The sequence below is a fragment of the Paenarthrobacter sp. NPDC092416 genome (assembly GCF_044755025.1).
In the GTDB taxonomy this organism is placed as follows: Bacteria; Actinomycetota; Actinomycetes; order Actinomycetales; family Micrococcaceae; genus Arthrobacter.
The window spans coordinates 721,448-740,651 of sequence record NZ_JBIVQG010000001.1 but is presented as its reverse complement, the minus strand read 5'-3'; the positions used below and the strand labels follow the sequence as shown (position 1 = coordinate 740,651).

The 19,204-nt window shown below is 62.4% G+C and carries 16 protein-coding genes; 7 read left to right on the top strand and 9 right to left on the bottom strand.

Annotation, left to right across the window (positions count from 1 at the left end; translation table 11 throughout):
- Positions 1 to 19 precede the first annotated feature (19 nt).
- The 7 genes from secA to mtrA form a co-directional block, all read right to left on the bottom strand.
- Entirely contained in the window at positions 20 to 2,761 is a 2,742-nt protein-coding gene (gene secA / locus ACIQC5_RS03305) for a preprotein translocase subunit SecA (protein WP_400278380.1), read from the bottom strand.
- 42 nt (positions 2,762 to 2,803) lie between these two features.
- Positions 2,804 to 4,084, bottom strand: a complete 1,281-nt coding sequence (locus ACIQC5_RS03300; protein WP_400278378.1) for a winged helix-turn-helix domain-containing protein — start codon at positions 4,082 to 4,084, stop codon at positions 2,804 to 2,806.
- Between the two features lie 32 nt (positions 4,085 to 4,116).
- Entirely contained in the window at positions 4,117 to 4,842 is a 726-nt protein-coding gene (gene hpf / locus ACIQC5_RS03295) for a ribosome hibernation-promoting factor, HPF/YfiA family (protein WP_400278693.1), read from the bottom strand.
- 157 nt (positions 4,843 to 4,999) lie between these two features.
- Positions 5,000 to 5,995: a ComF family protein gene (locus tag ACIQC5_RS03290; protein ID WP_400278376.1), complete on the bottom strand. Its 996-nt coding sequence runs from the start codon at positions 5,993 to 5,995 to the stop codon at positions 5,000 to 5,002.
- A gap of 74 nt (positions 5,996 to 6,069) precedes the next feature.
- On the bottom strand, positions 6,070 to 7,788 hold the full coding sequence (locus tag ACIQC5_RS03285) for an LpqB family beta-propeller domain-containing protein (RefSeq protein ID WP_400278375.1): 1,719 nt from the start codon (positions 7,786 to 7,788) through the stop codon (positions 6,070 to 6,072).
- Positions 7,785 to 9,584 (bottom strand): MtrAB system histidine kinase MtrB, encoded by a 1,800-nt coding sequence (mtrB, locus tag ACIQC5_RS03280; protein WP_400278691.1) that lies wholly within the window; start codon positions 9,582 to 9,584, stop codon positions 7,785 to 7,787. The genes ACIQC5_RS03285 and mtrB overlap by 4 nt, the downstream gene beginning before the upstream one ends.
- A gap of 139 nt (positions 9,585 to 9,723) precedes the next feature.
- Complete coding sequence (gene mtrA / locus ACIQC5_RS03275) at positions 9,724 to 10,398, bottom strand: MtrAB system response regulator MtrA (RefSeq protein WP_400278373.1); 675 nt, start codon at positions 10,396 to 10,398, stop codon at positions 9,724 to 9,726.
- Positions 10,399 to 10,902: 504 nt separating this feature from the next.
- Here mtrA and ACIQC5_RS03270 point away from each other — a divergent pair.
- The 6 genes from ACIQC5_RS03270 to ACIQC5_RS03245 all read left to right on the top strand — a co-directional run bounded on the left by ACIQC5_RS03270 (position 10,903) and on the right by ACIQC5_RS03245 (position 16,928).
- Positions 10,903 to 11,889, top strand: a complete 987-nt coding sequence (locus ACIQC5_RS03270; RefSeq protein ID WP_400278372.1) for a glycerophosphoryl diester phosphodiesterase membrane domain-containing protein — start codon at positions 10,903 to 10,905, stop codon at positions 11,887 to 11,889.
- Positions 11,886 to 12,575 carry a DUF4129 domain-containing protein gene (locus ACIQC5_RS03265; RefSeq protein WP_400278370.1) on the top strand — a complete coding sequence of 230 codons (690 nt, stop codon included), beginning with the start codon at positions 11,886 to 11,888 and terminating at the stop codon, positions 12,573 to 12,575. Before ACIQC5_RS03270 ends, ACIQC5_RS03265 begins: the two co-directional genes overlap by 4 nt.
- Positions 12,572 to 13,774: a DUF4350 domain-containing protein gene (locus tag ACIQC5_RS03260; protein WP_400278368.1), complete on the top strand. Its 1,203-nt coding sequence runs from the start codon at positions 12,572 to 12,574 to the stop codon at positions 13,772 to 13,774. The genes ACIQC5_RS03265 and ACIQC5_RS03260 overlap by 4 nt, the downstream gene beginning before the upstream one ends.
- Complete coding sequence (locus ACIQC5_RS03255; protein WP_400278367.1) at positions 13,771 to 14,838, top strand: AAA family ATPase; 1,068 nt, start codon at positions 13,771 to 13,773, stop codon at positions 14,836 to 14,838. The genes ACIQC5_RS03260 and ACIQC5_RS03255 overlap by 4 nt, the downstream gene beginning before the upstream one ends.
- A 62-nt stretch (positions 14,839 to 14,900) precedes the next feature.
- Positions 14,901 to 16,193 (top strand): DUF58 domain-containing protein, encoded by a 1,293-nt coding sequence (locus ACIQC5_RS03250; protein ID WP_400278366.1) that lies wholly within the window; start codon positions 14,901 to 14,903, stop codon positions 16,191 to 16,193.
- Positions 16,194 to 16,205: 12 nt separating this feature from the next.
- Positions 16,206 to 16,928: a DUF4166 domain-containing protein gene (locus ACIQC5_RS03245; protein ID WP_400278364.1), complete on the top strand. Its 723-nt coding sequence runs from the start codon at positions 16,206 to 16,208 to the stop codon at positions 16,926 to 16,928.
- On the opposite strand, the gene ACIQC5_RS03240 is transcribed toward ACIQC5_RS03245, so the two are convergent.
- Together ACIQC5_RS03240 and ACIQC5_RS03235 are read right to left on the bottom strand one after the other, a co-directional pair.
- Positions 16,925 to 17,959, bottom strand: a complete 1,035-nt coding sequence (locus tag ACIQC5_RS03240; RefSeq protein ID WP_400278362.1) for a hypothetical protein — start codon at positions 17,957 to 17,959, stop codon at positions 16,925 to 16,927. The two genes, ACIQC5_RS03245 and ACIQC5_RS03240, sit on opposite strands and share 4 nt — an antisense overlap.
- A 4-nt stretch (positions 17,960 to 17,963) precedes the next feature.
- Positions 17,964 to 18,353, bottom strand: coding sequence for a chorismate mutase (locus ACIQC5_RS03235; RefSeq protein WP_400278360.1), 390 nt, complete (start codon positions 18,351 to 18,353; stop codon positions 17,964 to 17,966).
- Between the two features lie 151 nt (positions 18,354 to 18,504).
- On the opposite strand from ACIQC5_RS03235, the gene ACIQC5_RS03230 reads away from it, so the two are divergent.
- Positions 18,505 to 19,161 (top strand): NADPH-dependent F420 reductase, encoded by a 657-nt coding sequence (locus ACIQC5_RS03230; protein ID WP_400278359.1) that lies wholly within the window; start codon positions 18,505 to 18,507, stop codon positions 19,159 to 19,161.
- Positions 19,162 to 19,204 lie beyond the last annotated feature (43 nt).

The window sequence follows — 19,204 nt, the reverse complement described above, 5'->3', positions numbered from 1 at the left end:
TTGCAGTTACTCGGACGCGTCAGCGACGCTTCTTTTTGGTCTGTTTCCGCTGGTCTTGGGCTGCCGCCTTGGCAGGGTTGCCCGATCGGCCGGAGGCTCGACCTTCAATGCGGGTCTGGCTTGCTCCGTCTTCGCCCGGAGCTGTGTACTGCAGTTGCGCCGGCTTCTCCGGTGCTTGCAGTCCGGCAGCCCGGATCTGGGGGTCGTGATGCTCGGTGTGCGCACCAGCTGCTGTATCGTCCGCGACGACTACGTCCTCAGCAGGGGTTACTTCAACTTCAAGGTTGTACAGGAACCCGATGCTTTCTTCACGGATTGCTTCCATCATGCTCTGGAACATCGTGAAGCCTTCACGCTGGTATTCCACCAACGGATCACGCTGGGCCATGGCACGAAGGCCGATTCCCTCCTTGAGGTAGTCCATCTCGTAGAGGTGTTCCTGCCACTTGCGGCCCAGAACCGAAAGGACCACGCGGCGTTCGAGCTCGCGCATGCTCTCAGAACCGAGAGCTTCTTCGCGCGCTTGGTAGACAAGGCGGGCGTCCGAAAGAATTTCATCCCGCAGGAAGTCAGCAGTGACCCTGGACCTGCCGCCGGCCTCGTCGATGATTTCCTGAGCCGTGACCGTGACCGGGTAGAGCGTCTTCAGGTTCGACCACAGTTGATTGAAGTCCCAATCGTCGCCGGTGCCTTCCGCAGTCGCGGCGTCAATCAGTGCGTTGATGGTGTCTTCCAGGAAGAACTGGACCTTTTCGTGCAGGTCATCGCCTTCAAGGATTCGTCGGCGGTCACCATAGATGGCCTCGCGCTGTCGATTGAGCACGTCGTCGTATTTAAGGACGTTCTTCCGCTGTTCAGCGTTGCGGCCTTCTACTTGGCCCTGGGCGGACGCGATGGCGCGGGAGACGAGCTTTGATTCCAGGGCGACGTCATCCGGAACTGAACTGTTCATCAGACGTTCGGCAGCGCCGGAGTTGAACAACCTCATGAGATCGTCCGTCAGAGAAAGGTAGAAACGGGACTCACCAGGGTCACCTTGGCGACCTGAACGGCCACGGAGCTGGTTATCGATTCGTCGGGATTCGTGGCGCTCGGTGCCCAGGACGTAGAGGCCGCCCAAGTCCAGGACTTCTTCGTGCTCATCCTTGACGGCCTGCTTCGCGGCGGAAAGCGCCTCGGGCCAGGCGGCCTCATACTCTTCCGAGTTCTCTTCCGGGTCCAGCCCACGCTTGGCGAGTTCTGCAATGGCAGTGAACTCGGCGTTGCCACCCAACATGATGTCGGTGCCACGGCCCGCCATATTCGTTGCAACTGTCACAGCACCCTTGCGTCCGGCCTGCGCAACGATCGAGGCCTCCCGGGCATGGTTCTTGGCGTTCAGGACCTCATGCCGGATGCCTTCCTTGGCCAGCAATTTGGAAAGGTATTCGCTCTTCTCCACGCTGGTTGTACCAACCAGAACCGGCTGGCCTTTTTCGTGGCGTTCGGCGATGTCCTTAACAACGGCGTCAAACTTCACGACTTCGTTCTTGTAAACGAGGTCCGATTGGTCGATGCGCTGCATGTCCCGGTTGGTGGGGATCGGGACGACACCGAGTTTGTACGTGCTCATGAACTCGGCGGCCTCCGTCTCGGCGGTACCGGTCATACCGGCCAGCTTCGAGTACATGCGGAAGTAATTCTGGAGCGTAACAGTGGCCAGGGTCTGGTTCTCGGCCTTGATCTCGACATTTTCCTTGGCCTCAATAGCCTGGTGCATGCCTTCGTTGTAGCGCCTGCCGGCAAGGATGCGACCTGTGTGCTCGTCAACGATCAAAACTTCGCCGTCCAGGATGACGTAGTCTTTGTCCCGTTTGAAGAGTTCCTTGGCCTTGATGGCATTGTTCAGGAACCCGATCAACGGAGTGTTGGCAGACTCGTAGAGGTTCTGGATGCCGAGGTAGTCCTCCACCTTTTCGATGCCCGCCTCAAGGACGCCCACGGTGCGCTTCTTTTCGTCAACTTCATAGTCCAGCTCAGGCTGGAGGCGGAGCACGACCTTGGCGAATTCGCTGTACCAGCGGTTGGTGTCCCCCTGGGCCGGTCCGGAAATGATGAGGGGGGTTCGAGCCTCGTCAATCAAGATGGAGTCGACTTCATCCACAATCGCAAAGTTGTGTCCGCGCTGGACGAGTTCGTTTGCATCCCACGCCATGTTGTCGCGGAGGTAGTCGAAGCCGAACTCGTTGTTTGTGCCGTAAGTGATGTCCGCAGCGTACTGTTCCCTGCGCACCGACGGGTCCTGGTTTGACAGGATACATCCGCTGGTAAGGCCCAGAAAGCGGTAGACGCGGCCCATGAGTTCAGACTGGTATTCGGCAAGGTAGTCGTTAACCGTCACCACGTGCACACCCTTGCCGGTGAGCGCATTGAGGTACGCCGGCGCTGTTGCCACGAGGGTCTTACCTTCACCGGTCTTCATTTCGGCGATGTTGCCGAGATGCAGCGCAGCACCACCCATCAGTTGGACGTCGAAGTGACGCATTCCGAGAGTGCGCGACGAAGCCTCGCGCACAGCTGCGAACGCTTCCGGAAGAAGCTGTTCCAGGGTTTCGCCATCCTGATGGCGGGCGCGCAGACGGTCCGTCTCCTCGCGGAGTTCGGCGTCAGAGAAGGTCTTGAAGGAGTCTTCCAGGGCATTGATGGAATCGGCATAGTTCCGCAGTTGCTTCAGGGTTTTTTTGTCACCCGTGCGGAGAAGTTTTTCGATTAGTGATGCCACGTGAAATTGCTCCCAGTCTCATGCTGCCGAATTCTGGCTGTTTCAGTCTACGGGAGAGACCACGGCCGCGAGGCCCGGTTCACCTGTGAGCGGATTGACGCGATGGCTTGGCCATGCTGTCCTTCCGATCTCCTCAGCAAGTGCCGCTGACAGGTCTCCCACCGGATAGACCACCACCTCGCTCAGTCCAAGCCAGGTTGCCATGAGCTGGAGTTCAGCAGACAGTTCGACGGCGGTATCCGCCGGCGCGTTGACCTCAGCAAAGGCGGAGCGCACCAACAACTGGCCCGCGGATCTGTCGGCCTTGAGGTCAACTCTGGCCACCATTGCGTCCCTGAGCAGGAAGGGCAGGACGTAATACCCGAAGCGGCGCTTCGCCGCAGGTGTATAGATCTCGATCCTGTAGTGGAAACCGAACAGCTCTTCCAAGCGACGTCTTTCAAAGACCAACGAGTCGAAGGGACTCAGGAGTGCTCTCCCTTCGGCCTTCCGCGGGAGCTTGGCGTCGACATGCCGAAAGACTTCCCGGTCCCATCCGCGGACTGAGACGGGTTCCAGCGTTCCAGCCTCTACCAGTCGCCGGACAGCGTCGGTCCCGGCTTTGATGGGCGTTCGGAAATAGTCCGAAAAACACCGGACTGTGCCAATGCCGTGTGCGCGGGCCGCGGCCTCGATGAGCCGGTCGATGGCAGCAGTTGCTCCGGTTGCAGTTATTGCACCAGGGGCGGAAAAGACCCGTGAAGTGAGGGTGTACCGGCGTTCGAACTGCTGGGACCTTGAGGCGGCAGAAACACGCCCCTCTTCAAAAAGGTGTTCCAGGACGCGTTTGACGATATTCCAGTTCCAACCCCAGTTGTCCCGATCCGCTGCGTGGTCGTGGCCCAGCCGCTCGGTCAGCTCGGAAGCCGTCATGGGCCTGCTGGCTTCCAGAGCCGCGAGGATCCGTTCCTCCATGTCCTCCCGGATTGCGGGTTCCAAGTGGTGGGCACCTACCCACGCACGTTTCTGCCACAGGAGGAGATCCGGAAAATGCTCAGGTCGGATGAAGCTTGCTTCGTGCGCCCAATACTCCATCATCCTGCGAGGACTGCGGCTGGCCATCGCGTGCAGAATCGCAGTGTCGTAGTCTCCCAGCCGCGAGAAAAACGGAAGATAGTGGCTCCGGGCCAAGACGTTGACGGAATCGATTTGAACAAGCTGAAGCTGGGCAAAGGTTCGGCCCACCGCCCGTGGGGTCACGGGGCCGGCGGGCCGAACTTTTGCTAAACTTTGGGCTGCCAATGCGATCCGCCGTGCCTGGGAGAGGCTCAGCGAAGCGGTCATTGAAGTCCTTTCATGAAAGCAACTTTGCCTTCTTAGGCAGTGGCTGCCTGGTCATCCGAACGGTAAGCATGGATCTTTTCCTCCACGGCTTCCTCGCCGGGCTCGCAGGTTGAATCAAGCGTAATCACACCGTACGTCCACCCACTGCGCCGGTAAACGACGGAGGGTGCGTTGGTTTCCTTGTCCAGGAACAGGTAGAAGCTGTGGCCCACCAGTTCCATGTTGTCCACGGCGTCGTCGAGTGTCAGGGACGCGGCGGGGAAGACTTTCCGGCGGATCAAGACAGGCGAGTCGCCAGCCGGAATGTCGTTCTCAATGTCGTAGGGCGAGTGCTCCACCGGGGCCGCTGCGGGCTCTTGGTGGTTGCTGGCCTCGACGTAAATCGGTTCAGTGGCGCTGGCGGGCTCAAGGGATGCCGTTGCTTCCCGCACCGCCTTGGGCGTGTGACGACCGTGGTGCACCTTCTTCCTGTCCTTGGCACGACGCAGCCGTTCGAGCAGCTTGTTGTAGGCAAGATCAAAGGCAGCAAATTTGTCAGCGGCTGTGGCCTCTGCACGGATGACGGGGCCACGGCCCAGGACGGTCACTTCTACGGTGAGCTGGCCCGGCGTCTGCCTCGGATTGGTTTCCTTGGAAACCTTGGCGTCTACTCGCTGGACCTTGTCCCCCAGCGATTCAATCTTTGAGATCTTCTCGCCGGCGTATTCGCGAAAGCGGTCAGAAACTGTCAGATTTCGTCCGCTGATCATGAACTCCATGGTGCCCTCCAATAACTCAGGTGACACGACAACGACGCTTGAGGGGGCCGATCTGACTGACAGTCGAGCCCCTTTCCGAGCCGCTATCGACAGGTACATCTGTTCTTGGTACCCATAATCGACGTTAGTTCATCGGCACGAGTTATTCACCCTTTCGTCACTTATTTTTTGATTGCGTCTTCACGCCTCCACCGGGGTCGCGAAGGCGATCGGAATCGTCGTAGGCTGGTGGCCTCGTGGCCGCCAAGACAACGGCGCCGCAGACAATCCCACCCGCCTCAGAGACAGCTCGTGCGGCCTCAGCCAGAGTGGCCCCGGTGGTGAGGACGTCGTCCACAATGAGGCAGTGCCGACCCCTGAGTTTGCTGGCCCACCCCCGTCGTGCCCTCATCGATCTCCGGACACGTCGGGCACGTTCGCCCCTCCCCAACCCCTTTTGGCCTCCGGATTGGACACCAGTTCCTTGCGTAACCGGCACGCCCAGAGTGCGTACGCCCAGTTCGCGAAGCGCAGCACGATTGATATAGCCGCGAAGGACAGGCTCTGCCTTTTCCAAGGCGTCGATGACTTGGCATCCAGGCAGCATCTTTCGGGAGCGAAGGCATGCAAGGAGGAGGTGCACAGGGCTGAACCCCCGCGCCCTGAATGCCTTGCCGCTGCTCGGCACCGGCACAAGGCAGTACTCTTGCCTTCCACCGGTCGCCGCAAGGATTGCCCCACCCAGGCAAGGCGCCAGGACGGCAGCCAGCCGCCATTGGCCCAAGCGTTTGAAGGACAACAAGCACTGCGCCAACTCGTCCCTGTATGGCCCGGCAGCCACAACGCCAAGAAGTACTGCGCCTTCGACATCCACGAGGGCCGGAGACTGTTGTTCCGCGCGGAATGGCCGGCGACAGAGTTGCCGCACGCGCTTCGAACAAACGCTGCAGAGGGTGGTGTCTTCGGCTGTGCAGCAGACACAATCCACGGGAATTGCCAGCTTGCCCAGATCCATGAACATCCCGTGGATACCGGCCAACAGACGGCCCATGGAGGAAGCGTACTCCCCTCGACGGCCCGGCGCTGAAGGATCGCGGGCGGTGAGGTCCGGGTCCAGTGACGGCGGCCGGCCCAACGATTGATGTGTCGTTGCGCCGGGTTCGGGAGGTGTCATGTTGCCAGCTTCAGCCAGCCCGGCGGACGACGACAGTGGCGCTACCGCATATGTGGATAAACCGGACGGAATCCTCAGCCGGGGAATGCGGGCTCAGTCGGGCCTTTCAGCTGCAGCTCCCAACCATTTCCAACGCGTTGGAAGACGCCTTCCGTTGATTGCCCGTAGATTTGTTCGGTCCCGTTGCCCGCGCTGAGGCTTGTCAGGCCGTCCCACGGTGCCAGTTGTTGCGGCTCATCGGAGGCCAAAGACAGCAACTCGGGAACTACAGAACCTGTTGCCGAACTGTTCATCACGGCCACTGTGGATCCGTTGACCCACACGCCCTGGTCCGGAGCGGCAGTGGTGAGCAAGGTGATCGGCGCGGTCAGGTCCTTGGGTGCACCGTCGGCGTTTCTGACGATGCCCGTAATCTGAACCATCGTCTTCCCGTTGAGTTCCGAGATCACCAGGGCCCGCGTCCCTTCGCGGGAGACACGGAAGTCCTTAATGGCTCGGCCCGACAGCCAGGGCGGCGAAACCGTGACTGAGGGAACTGTCATGCCTGGCGCCACGCCGGTGGGCTTGAAAGCCACAATCTCGGAAGCGCCGCTGGCACCTGGCCCCGCTGTCCACACCCAATCATGGGGGCTGAAAGAAGGACCAGTCAGTGTACTTCGAGTGGTCAACGGCCTGGCCGCCTGACCCGGTTCAATGGAGTACAACGTGGTCTTGTCGCCATTGAGGAAAGCCGCGGTCTGGGATACAGGGGACTCCGCCGGCGAATGGGGACCCAATCCCGCCACGGGCTGCATGTCGGGCAGCGGCGAGACCCTGTTGCTCTCGTACCGCACCAGTTCACCGCCGTTGATGGCGATTTGACGGGCCGGGACACTCTTATCAAGGACCGGAGGGAGTACTGAACCGTTGTCCTCAACACGGACCAGGTCCTGGTCGGCACGCAGCTCGACGTTGATGACATCCGGCTGGCTGCGGAAAGTCAAAGCCAACTGATTCTGCATCCGTTGGCGATCTTCCGCTGATGCGCTGAAGAGCTCCTTTGCGGACAAATCCACTTGCGCTGCCCCGGAGACAACAGGAACGGATTCTCTGGCCAGCTTCATTCCTGAGGGAAATGCGCTCACGACGGCGCCACGCAGGTACGGTGCCGGACCGGCCAGAAGAGCACTCGTCATGGACTTCACGGTCTTCTTCTTGATGAACCACCGGAAGTCCGGAACTGCATAGCTGAACGTCGGATCGTAGAAATAGATGGGGTAGGCGCCGTAGATCACCTTGAAGGTTTCCTCGGCAATGGCTGTCCCGTCAGGCACCTTCGAGATCCGCCATTCCCCCTCCACCTGATCCAAGGTGACCGGGATGGTCTCCTTGGTCCCCGGCGGGAAATGGGTGGCGACACCGTCTGCATCTACCGAATACGCGAGGTCGAGCTCGTACAAGTACTCATTCTCCACAGCGGTTTTGACAACCTGTGCCTCCCGGAAAACGATGGCCCGTTTGTCCGGCTTCCACGTCACCGACTGCGCCTGGGTCAGGTATTGACGCGCCACTGGGTAATCATCTTCATAGCCGCTGCCGGCCATGTAAAAGTCCTCAATGACTGATTCGGGACTCGCCCCGGGTCGTGGCGCCGCGGGGAAGAACACCGGAGCATTAGGCGTGCCCGCGCTTTCATCCTTGCTCTTGCCCACGGGCCCTGAGCGGGGAATCTGGGCGCACGAAGCCAACAGGACCACGAGGATGGCCAACAACGCCACCAAGGCGCGCCGGCGTGTCGGGCCAGGAAATGTCATGCTGCCGGCCCCTTTCCAGCGTCCGCTGGCGGGTTCGGATTGCCGCCCTCAGTGGTTGTGCCCGGCGCTGCTTGGATCAGCCCCGTGCCCAGCACCAGCATGTGGCGTTCGCTGGCCGAGCCGGGCAGCTCAATGTCGGCCGGTTCCAACTGCAGCGGTGACTTGATAATCGTCCCGCCCTGGCGAAGGGGCAACGTGAGCCGGAAATTGGATCCGGCCCCCTTGCGGCCCCATGCTTGGAGCCACCCGTTGTGCAGTTTCGTATCCTCTGCGGCGATGGAAAGGCCCAACCCGGATCCGCCGGTGGTCCGTGCCCGGGCGGGGTCCGCCCTCCAGAACCGGTCGAACACCCGTGCAGCCTCTGTCTGGGTCATGCCAATCCCATGGTCTCGCACGGAAACAGCTACGGCGTCGTGGTTGGCTGCAACGGAGATATGGATGGGCTTGCCTTCACCGTGTTCCAGTGCGTTGAGCAACAGGTTCCGCAAGATACGTTCGATCCTTCGGGAGTCCATTTCAACGATGATGCTCTTTGCCCGCGCATTGAGGCGGACCCCGGAGCCGTATTCCGCAGCTACAGGAGCCGCGCCTTCCATGACATGGGAGATCACTTGGAAAATGTCCTGTGGTTCAGCATCCAGCACAGCCGCACCGGCGTCGAAGCGGGAGATTTCCAGCAGATCGGACAGCAACGACTGGAAGCGCTCCACCTGGTTGTAGAGGAGCTCGGCCGATCTCTTGTTCATGGGGTCAAAGTTGTCACGCGCATCGAAGAGCACCTCGGCCGCCATGCGGACTGTTGTCAGTGGTGTGCGCAACTCGTGCGAGACGTCGGAGACGAATCTCTGCTGCATCTGCGACAACGTGGCCAGTTGGGTAATTTGCTCTTGCAAGCTCGCAGCCATGTGGTTGAAGGAGGCGCCCAAACGGGCTACTTCGTCCTCCCCCTTGACCACCATTCGCTCTTGGAGCTGGCCTGCGGCCAGCTTCTCCGAAACGACGGCAGCATGGCTGACGGGACTTACCACGTTGCGGGTGACATACCAGGCGATGGCGCCGATCATCAGGACGAGCGCAGCACCGCCGGCCCACAGAACGTTCTGAATCTCATCGAGCGTCTTTTGCGCGGTGTTGAGGTCGTAAATCAGGTACAGCTCGTAGACCGTTCCATTGAACAGCACCTTGTTTCCGACCGCTATGCCCGGCCGGTCCTCGTTGCCGACGGGGAATTGGATCGATGCCCAATATTGCTCGTTGCCGGACTCCTGGACGGCCTTGCGCAGCTCAGCAGGAATCACCCGCACCGTCAGCTGATCTGACGCCCGGGACTCCACCCAACGGTTTCGCGGCTTTGTCTGTTCCGGCTTTGCTTCAAAAACGTAACGCCGCTGGATGACCGAGCCTTGTCCCTCCACTGCATTCAAGGTGTCGTAGACCAGCGTGATCACGCTTGACTGGTCGGTGACTTGGGCGCCGTTGAACGTGTCCTGTACCTGTTTGACGTGGAATCGGGACTCCGATTCTGCCTGCGCCAGCCGCTCCTGGAACAGGTTGTTGGCAATCTGGTTGGACAGGTAGGCGCCTACTATCGCGAACGACGTGACGGCGAGCAGCAGGGTGGTGAGGACTGTCCTGAATTCCATGGAACGTCGCCATCGACGCAGCAGGGACCGCCAGAGGAAGCGGAGTCCGGGCCTGATTTGCCGGACACCGATCACTACAAGTCGGGACATCCTGAGCACCAGAATGAGCCCCCGGCGCGTCCAGATCCGGCCACGTGTCAAGAGCCACGGGATGTTGAAGGCCCGCGAATCAGAGTGCTCAGGAGCCTGAGGCTCCGATGTTGAATTGTCCGGGGTCGAAGGGACCACGGACTCGTCGGGTTTGCCGGCCGTACCGGCCTCGTCTGTTGTGTCCGGCTTACCGGCTTGGGACTCAGGAACCTGCTTTATACCCGACACCACGCACCGTCAATACGACCTCGGGCGCTTCCGGATCGCGTTCAATCTTCGAGCGCAGACGCTGGACATGGACGTTCACCAACCGGGTATCCGCGGCGTGGCGGTATCCCCAGACCTGCTCGAGGAGAAGTTCGCGGGTGAAAACCTGCCAAGGCTTGCGTGCAAGGGCAACAAGGAGGTCGAATTCGAGCGGAGTCAACGAAATGCGCTCTCCGGAGCGCGTCACCAAGTGACCCGCGACGTCGATTGTCACGTCCGCTATCCGCAACGTTTCCGGGGCCTTCTGCTCGCCCGGGCGAAGCCGTGCGCGCACCCGTGCCACGAGTTCGGCGGGCTTGAAGGGCTTGGGTACGTAATCGTCAGCGCCGGACTCAAGTCCGCGAACGACGTCCGAGGTATCCGACTTTGCCGTCAGCATCACGATGGGAACATCCGATTCCCCACGAATCTGCCGACAAACCTCAATGCCGTCCGAGCCGGGCAGCATGAGATCCAGGAGGACCAGGTCCGGCTTGGCGGAACGGAAGATCTCAAGAGCTTGGCCGCCATCTGCGCAGAACACCGGCTCGAAGCCATCATTGCGCAGGACGATGCCAATCATTTCTGCGAGCGCTTCGTCGTCGTCAACTACCAGGATGCGTGCCTTCATAGTTATATATTCCCTTATCATCAGGCCTTTGTCCCGTTGGGACGGGCCCACGGCATGGCGTCCTTCAGTTACCTTCCCTCACCCCGCGGCAGGCGACCAGCCGGGCCGCCTCCGGAGTTGGCGACGGGCTATGAGGGACGACGACGGGACTATAGGCTGGGGGCGAAGGTCCGTGTGGGGGACGCCGGTGGTCGGCGAACCGGGTCTCGTGGGGAGGAAAACGTGTCACAGCCAGAGCACGGCCAGGATCCGCGTCAAGGTGGGCAACCCGGGTGGGGAAGTCAACCGCAATGGGGCGGGCCACCAACGTGGGCTGCCCCTCAACCCGGTGGGCAATCTTGGCAGGGCCCTCCCGTACCGGGACAACAAAGTCCCGGGACCCCTTACCCGCCCCAACCGGGCCAGTGGCAGGGGCAGCCAGCACCCGGGTGGCCCGGCGGACCGCCCTACGGACAGCCCCTCTACGTCGCTCCCCCGAAGCCGGGAATCATCCCGCTGCGTCCTTTGCAGTTCGGTGAGATCCTGGACGGTTCTTTCCAAACCATCCGCCGCAATGCCGCCTCGATGTTTGGTTCGGCGCTGATCGTCCAGGTCTTTTCCGCTGTGTTGCTCGGAATCGTCACCGTGGCAATGCTGCAAATGACGGAATCGCTCCAGTATGTCGAATCGGACCTCGACATGGAGGAATTCCTTGGCCCCTTCCTGGCTTGGATGGCGGGGCTGCTGGGGGTTACGGTCCTGGTTGGATTCCTGGGAGCCGTCCTTCAAGGCGTCTTGGTTGTCCCCGTCTCACGGTCTGTGCTCAACCGACGTACGGGATTCAAGCAAATGTGGAAACTGGCAGGACGCCGCATCCTGCCCTTATTGGGAGTCTCAGCCTTGCTGACATTCGGTGGCATGCTGGCTTGGGCCGCCGTTGCAGGCATCGCCGTTCTGCTCGTCACTGCGATGGGTCCTGCCGCCCTGCTGCTTGTTTTCCCACTGGGTCTTGGCGCCTTGGTGGTCTTCCTCTGGATTGGCCTCAAGTTGATGTTTGCCCCGGCCGCGATCGTCGTGGAACGAACCGGCGTGTACGACGGTCTGCTGCGTTCCTGGCAATTGACCAAGAACAGTTGGTGGCGGATCTTCGGCATCCTGCTGGTGGTCACCATCATGGTGGGCGTCATCGCGCAGATCGTTCAGATCCCCGTGACGCTGGCCTCCGAGGCCATCGGCACGGTGGTTACCCCGCACCCCGACGCTGAGACTGCGTCGTCTGCCGTGGTGATCAGTACCGTAGTTTCGATGGCGGTGGCAGCTCTGGTCGGTTCCGTGACCTTCGCCTTCCAAACCTCCGTTTCCGCGTTGATCTATATGGACCTTCGAATGAGGCGCGACGGCCTGGACATGGAACTCATGCGGTTGATGGAAACGGGAGCCGACCCTGAAGGCATTCCCGGCGGGCCCGCCGCGCCGTTGACGACTCCCCCCGGGCACCGGCCCACGGCATGACGGCATCCCTGACCCACGTGGGCCTGGTTCTTGGGCGCTTGGAACCGCCCGTCACGCCGGATCGGGACGAGGCTCGTCGCTGGGCAACGGAAGAGTTGGCCAAACCCCAGTACCCGGATGCTGAACCCGGCTGGATAAGCCAGTTGTGGCGCGACTTCCTGGACTGGCTCGGTTCACTCCAAGGCGACGGGCAAGGCCCAGGCAACGACTTCGCAGTTCCGCTGATTGGTGCGCTTGCCGTGGTGCTGATAATCCTGACGATCATCTTCGTCCGCCCCCGTTTGAATGCCCGCCGAAAGGTGGCGGCCGATATCTACGACAAAGAACCAGCCATGGACGCCGGCGCCTACCGGAGACGAGCGGCAGCCGCAGCCGACCAGGGAAACTGGCCTGCCGCCGTCGTCGATCAATTCCGGGCACTGGTCAGGGCCGGCGAAGAGCGTGACGTCATTGAGCCCCGCGCCGGTAGAACGGCCGATGAAGCGGCAACGCAACTTGGCCAGGTATTCGGTTCAGCGACTGAACAGCTGAACCGGGCCGCGCGCATGTTTGACGGCGTCCGATACGGGGATCAGGGCGCCGTAGCTGCCGATTTCAGGGAACTGCAAGAGCTCGATGCCCACATACTGGCCATGGCACCGGACTTCGAGGCACAGCATGGTCACGGATTCGCGGTGCCGCGATGACCTTGGAAGCCGGACGCCGGACCACCGACGAAACGCTCGACCAACCTCAGCAGATACCTGGCCCGGGCTTTGCGACGTGGTTTCGACAGCACCTGGCCTGGATCGCGATCGGAACCCTGCTGGTAGGACTGGTGACGTTCATGGTCTTCGAGCGGTCCTCTTCAGCAGCTGACAACCGCCCCTTGTCTGCGCGAAACCCGGCCCCGGACGGCGCCATGGCGGTGGCCGAAATCCTCGGGCGTCACGGCGTGACCGTAACGCCAACAGAGACCCTGGAGCGGACCTTGGCAGCACTTCGCGGAGTCGAGAACGGCGCCACCGTCCTGCTCTACGATCCGCGGGGGTTCCTGGACGCTGCGCAACTGGATCAACTCATCGCCGCCGGAGACCGAGTGGTGGTGGTCTCGCCCAGGCTGAGGACCCTGAACGCCTTGGACCAAGGCATCAGGCCCGGCGGCGTCGTTCCGGAGTCAATCTCAGGGCTCGAGCCGGCGTGCGACGTCGATGACGCAAAGGTGGCGGGTCGCGTGTCAGCAGAGGGACCTGTCTTTGTGGGCCCCACGGTTTGTTACCCCACCCGCAATGGTGGACCAGGCATGTATGCCGAATCGGACGATGGGCGGGTTGTTGTCCTGGGCAGCACCGAGCTTCTGGACAACGAGCACCTTGCTGTCGAAGGCAATGCCGCACTGGCCCTGCGGACCCTCGGTAAAGACGCCGACTTAATCTGGTACACGCCAGGGCTTTCGGATGCCTCCAACGCAGCGGGCGGCCCGACGCTCAACGACCTCGCGCCTCCATGGCTCGTGTTTGTGGGCCCTTGGCTTGCCGTAGTTGCGTTGCTCGCGATCGTGTGGCGCGGCCGGCGCCTTGGTCCGCTCGTTTTCGAGCCACTGCCTGTGGTGGTCCAGGCAGCAGAAACAGCCGAAGGCCGGGCACGCCTCTACCAGGATTCACGGGCGCTGGATCGCGCAACCGACAATCTTCGGGCCGGCACCTTGGCGCGGCTCGCCAAACACTTCAACCTCGGAACGGAAGCAACGGCGGAGACAGTGCTGGACGCTGTGACCCGCCGCCTGGGCACGTCACCGCCTGAAGTCCGGGCAATACTTCTGGACTACAGACCGCAAACAGAAGGACATCTGGTGCAGTGGGCACAACAGATCGAACGAATGGAACAGGAGGCGACAACCCGATGAGCAGCCAGCCGAACAGCTACACGGACAGCCACAACCGGTATTCCGGTGGGCCCGCGGCAGGGACGGCTTCCCAGGACCCGGCCCCTCAGGCCCCCAGTCCGCAAGTACCCGGCCAAGACCCTGCCCGGCAATCCCTGCTCAACGTCAGGAACGAGGTAGGCAAGGCAGTCGTCGGACAGGACCCCACCGTGACAGGCATGCTGATCGCGCTTTTGTGCGGCGGGCACGTGCTCCTCGAAGGTGTCCCCGGCGTGGCAAAGACGTTGCTGGTCAGGTCGTTGTCCACAGCATTGAGCCTGGACACGAAACGTGTGCAGTTCACCCCGGACCTCATGCCCGGCGACGTCACCGGATCCCTCGTCTATGACTCCCACACCTCGGAGTTCACCTTCCGCGAAGGGCCGGTCTTCACGAACATCCTGCTGGCCGACGAAATCAACCGCACTCCTCCGAAGACCCAGGCGTCCCTCCTGGAAGCCATGGAGGAGCGGCAGGTATCAGTGGACGGCGTGTCACGGCCCCTGCCCGCCCCCTTCATCGTCGCTGCCACGCAGAACCCCGTGGAGTACGAAGGCACGTATCCCCTGCCTGAGGCCCAACTGGATCGATTCCTGCTCAAGCTGACCATGCCGTTGCCTGGCCGGGCCGAGGAGATCGAGGTCATCCGCCGACACGCCAACGGCTTTGACCCCCGCAACCTTGCCGCAGCCGGCGTGCGACCGGTGGCGGGCGCCGTCGAACTCGCCAATGCCCGGGCAGCCGTCGCCGAAGTTGCCGTCGCGCCGGAAATTCTGGCGTACATCGTGGACGTTGTCCGCGCTACGCGGTCTGCGCCGTCGTTCCAGTTGGGAGTCTCACCCCGCGGCGCAACGGCGCTTCTCAATACGTCGAAGGCGTGGGCTTGGTTGTCCGGCCGGACGTTCGTCACCCCCGATGACGTCAAGGCACTGTCACTCCCGTGCTTGCGCCACCGTGTGGGCCTGCGCCCTGAAGCCCAGATGGATGGCATCCAGGTGGATGATGTCCTGGGCAGCATCCTGGCGTCCGTTCCGGTGCCGCGATGACCGCGCACACGCGGGAGGGAAACACAATGCCGGCACCGACCGGTGGAAACGTGGTGCGCTGAATGGCAATTACCGGACGCTTCGTGTTGCTGGCTTTTGCCGGGCTGGCTCCCGTGCTGTTGTTTCCGGCCTGGAGCACAGTATGGTTCGTCGCGGCCGCTCTGTTGATATTGCTGGCGGTAGACCTGCTGATGGCGGCGTCACCGGCGCAGCTGATTTTGAACCGCAAGGAGCTCGGAAACGTCACGCTGGAAAGCAATTCAGAGTCAGTTGTAATGGTGACGAATCCCGGACGGCGGAAGCTTCGGGCGGTAATCCGGGACGCATGGCAGCCGTCCGCCGGTGCTAAAAACCCTGTTCAGCGCCTCGATGTGCCACCCAGCGAACGTCGTCGCCTCAGCGTGCACCTCAGTCCCACACGGCGTGGCGACCTGGAAGCGCCGCACATCACCGTCCGGTCCTACGGCCCCCTTCGCCTCGCGGCCCGCCAGCGGACCCGTCCATTGCCCGGCAGGTTGCGGGTCCTTCCTCCCTTCCATTCCAAACGCCACTTGCCCTCGAAACTGCGCAAACTACGTGAATTGGATGGCAAGGCGGCGGTCCAGATCCGCGGTGCGGGCACTGAATTCGATTCCCTCCGCGACTACGTTCGCGGGGACGACGTCCGTTCCATCGACTGGCGTGCCACTGCACGCCGGACGTCCGTCGTCGTCAGGACCTGGCGTCCTGAACGCGACCGGCGGGTGGTCATTGTCCTGGATACCTCGCGAACGGCAGCGGCCAGGATCGATGACGAGCCCCGGCTGGACACCGGAATTGAGGCAGCATTGCTTTTGGCTGTCCTGGCAGAGCGGGGTGGAGACCGCGTTGATTTCCTTGCCTTTGACCGTCGCCTCCGCGCCCGCGTGGAATCCGCGTCAAAAGGGAACATGCTCGGACAGCTCGTACAGGCGATGGCGCCGCTGGAGGCGGAACTCATCGAACTGGACTGGCAGCAAATACCCAGCCAGGTTCGCGCCGTTTCGGCGCACCGCTCGTTGGTTGTGCTGCTGACAGCGCTCGACGGCGGCGCCCCCGAGGAAGGGCTCCTCCCCATGGTTGCGCAATTGTCCCGGCAACACGTCGTGGTAGTCGCCTCGGTACGCGACCCCCTGCTGGCAGTGATGAAGGAAGAACGCACGACTGCCAGCCAGGTCTTCCGTGCCGCGGCCGCCGAGCGCGCGCTGCTGGAACGGGGAGCAGTCACAGCCCAGCTCCGCCAACTCGGCGCGGAAGTCGTGGACGCCGAACCCTTGGAATTACCTCCGCTGCTGGCCGATACCTATATCCGGCTCAAAGCTGCCGGTCGCCTCTAGGAAGGATCCACCATGAACTCAGGCGTCTACCAGCTCGCCCTCCGCGACGAGTTCAACAAGCTATCGCAGGAACTCCAGGACTACTTCTCCTTGGCCCCCGGTTCAGGGACATACGGAATCGGCGAGGGCGTCTTCGACGTCGTCGGCTGCCGTCAACGCTGGCTGCGGCCGCTCCTTGCCCTGACCGGAAACGAAGAAGCGTTCTTCCCCGAGTACGGCGAAGGTATCCCTTTCCGGATCGAGAACCACGCGCATGTGGATCCCTTCGGCAGGCCAGCACTGACCGCCCGCCGGGAGATCTACTTCCCGTCAGGAACCAGGCTCTTTCACGACACGACGAGCGCCCTGGAAGTCCCCGGCAAAGACGGCGGGCAGGCAAGGGCGCGGCTCGTGGACCACGTGGGCAGGTACCGGCGACTGGTTACCGACCTTGACGTCAGCGTGACCGCCGAAGGCAGGCTCCGTGGCGTTTCGCGGGGTAGCCGCCTGCTCCTGGGACCGCTGCGCCTGCCACTCCCGGACGCCGTGGACGCACGCGCCTACGCCGAGCAATGGTGGGACGCAGCCGAGGGAAAACACAGAATCCAGGTGAAAGTCATTCAGCCGCAGGTGGGACTGGTCCTCGTCTACGCCGGACGGTTCGACTACCGGCTGGCTCCCTACCTGCCGGGATCAGTTGCTGGCACGTCACTCCCCCGCTATGCCGAGCCCGATCGCTGGGAGGAACGGACCTAGCCCTGGGCCAGTTGGTCCAGGCCGTCGGCCACCTGCGTCAACCGCGTCAGCACGCTCCTGGCCTCGGACGGCGTCAAATGCGCAAGCCCGGTGGAGGGAGTGACCCGGATCCCGCCCAGCGCGGCAGCGGGCAAACCCAGTTGCCGCCACGGCCGCCAAATGGTCTCCACAACGTGGGCCGCGCGGGCCAGATTGCCATCACCAGGTGACGGTGTGAGCGCCCCGGCCCAGATTTTCTTCCCCGCTTCCACAGCCCCGGCAAGCTGTTCCCACTGCCTGCTGGTCAGCGCCCTGAGCGGAATCGCCACGCCGTCGGCACCGGCGGCGATGATGCGTTCAATGGGAGCTTCAATCTCCGGTACCGACACGACGACTTCGACGGCACCTGCAGCCTTCAGGGCATCAATAACAACACGCCAGGCACCGGTGACTTCCTCGCCCCCGATCGACCGCAACGTCCGGTAGCCACTCGCCGTCGGAATGGTCCCGCCCATGACGGCGGCAATGTCGGGTTCGTCCACCTGAACAACTATTTCCGCCCCCGGAACCGCGGCGGCAATCCGGCCGAGGTGTTCCGCCACTCCCGCCGCCAACGACTCGGCAATGTCCCGACGTGCGCCGTAGTCGAGCAACGCCCGTTCGCCATTGTGCAAGTGAAGACCTGCCGCCAGGCCCATTGGACCCAAAATCTGTATCTTGAGCTGAGGAGCCGACACGTCTTCCTCGCCTGCCACATCTGCCAGGACGTTCAGGTCAGTGGCCAACGCCGACCGGGCACGCTGGAGGTCCTTCCCTGGCCGGTCCACGAGCCGCCAGCCATGCGGCTGGACGTCCAGTGGCAACTCAACCAACAAGGATCCAGTTCGGCCCAAAGCGTCCGAGCCCACTCCGCGGTCCGGCAACTCCGCCAGGAACGGGATGTGCGGATCTCCGAGCTCGCCACGGATGATGCGGGTTGCCTCCACGGGGTCTGAACCCGGCCATGGCCCCAGTGCCGTGGCGCTGACCCGCTGTACGCCATCTGCAGTCATGCTTCTAGCCCCGGCGGTTCGAGATCTGGTGATCCTCTGCGATGGCTTCGTGGTGGCGGATCACTTCGCTGATGATGAAGTTCAGGAATTTCTCCGCGAACGCGGGGTCCAGATGCGCGTCTTCTGCGAGACGTCGCAGGCGTGCGATCTGCGCCGCTTCCCGCCCCGGGTCACCTGCAGGGAGGCTGTGTGTGGCCTTGAGTATCCCTACCCGCTGAGTCGCCTTGAAGCGCTCCGCCAGTAGAAAGACGAGCGTGGCATCAATGTTGTCGATGCTCGACCGGATGGAGAGCAGCTCGTCCATGATGGCGGGGTCCACCTGGCCGGCAAGGGAGCTCGCGGCAGGGTTGAAGGATTCGGCGGCATCGGAAAGGGCGTTGTTCTGCTCGGTCATGCACCCCAGTCTATGGCGTGGAGCAACGTCTCCGGGCGTGTTACTTCGTCCGGAAGGGCGCATCGTGGCGGAGGCACGGAACGATGTCCGACTGACGCGAAACGGAGCAGAATAGGCGTGATTGACCACACATCGAGGCGAAGGAGCTCCTATGAAAATCGCGGTGCTGGGCACGGGAACGGTGGGGCATGCACTTGCCGGGAAGCTGGTTTCCCTCGGCCATGAAGTCGCCATGGGCTCCCGCGAGTCCGCGAACCCCAAAGGGGCGGCGTGGGCCGAGCAGGCTGGAGCCGGCGCCAGCGCAGGCTCCTTTGCAGAAGCTGCCGGCCCGGCCGAACTCGTAGTGAACGCGACGCCGGGCACTGTCAGTCTGGCCGTGCTGGCCGAGGCCGGCGAGAGCACACTCAACGGCAAGATCCTGCTCGATGTCTCAAATCCGCTGGACCATACGGGAGGCTTCCCGCCGTCGTTGTCAGTGTGCAACACCGACAGTTTGGCTGAAACCATCCAGCGAACCTACCCGAAGCTCCGGGTGGTCAAGTCGCTGAACACGGTTAGTGCCCCGATCATGGTCGAACCGGCCCGGCTGCCTGCTCCGCACGATATCTTCATGGCTGGAAACGATGCCGAAGCCAAGTCGGTCGTGGCAAACGTGCTGCAGGAGTTCGGTTGGTCCCCGGAGCACATCCGCGACCTTGGCGGCTTGGACGCAGCGCGTGGCCTGGAGATGTGGCTGCCGTTGTGGCTGCGGATCTTCATGCAGCAGCCACAAGGGAAGATGTTCAATATCGCGATCGTGTCCGAGTAGCGCAGGAAGGCCCGCCCCTCAAGGGAGAGGGACGGGCATTCGT